At 47.8% G+C, this 651-nt stretch carries 1 protein-coding gene; it reads right to left on the bottom strand.

Annotation, left to right across the window (positions count from 1 at the left end; genetic code table 11):
* A partial coding sequence (locus GY683_RS02885; protein WP_297287313.1) for an aminotransferase class V-fold PLP-dependent enzyme occupies positions 1-651 on the bottom strand: 651 nt, incomplete at both ends.

The following is a 651-nucleotide window of genomic DNA, read 5'->3' as shown; positions in this document are numbered from 1 at the left end:
ACCAGGGCATCAACCTCAGCACGGGTATTATAAAAAGTAAAGTATGCACGCGCCGTCCCAGAAATCCCATAAAAATCCATCAGCGGTTGGGTGCAATGATGCCCGGTACGCACAGCAATCCCCTGTTGATCCAATAACATCCCAATATCCAATGGATGATGATCCGCAACTAAAAATGAAATCACGCTGACCTTGCTCGTTGCATTGCCAATAATACGCAAACTGGGAATTTCAAGTAATCGCTCGGTTGCGTAGGCCAATAAATCCTTTTCATGTTGCATGAGGTCGTTTATATCAAACTGAGACACATAGCGAATCGCCTCAGCCAGACCGATGCCACCAATAATGTTCGGCGTTCCCGCTTCAAACTTGAACGGCAAGTCGTTAAAGGTGGTCTTTTTAAAGGTCACCCGTTTGATCATCTCACCACCACCCTGATAGGGTGGCATCGCATCAAGCAATTGTTTTTTGCCATACAAAACACCAACCCCAGTCGGGCCGTAGAGCTTATGACCCGAAAAAGCATAAAAATCGACATCCAGCTGCTGCACATCGATGGCCAAATGCGGCGCCGCCTGCGCACCATCGAGCAACACCAACGCACCTGCATCATGCGCTTTTGCAATAATTTCATTCACCGGCTTGATCGTT

The sequence above is a fragment of the Moraxella sp. genome, assembly GCF_024227015.1.
GTDB lineage: Bacteria > Pseudomonadota > Gammaproteobacteria > Pseudomonadales > Moraxellaceae > Moraxella.
The sequence above is the reverse complement of the archived record's forward strand: the minus strand, read 5'-3'. Positions and strand labels throughout refer to the sequence as shown.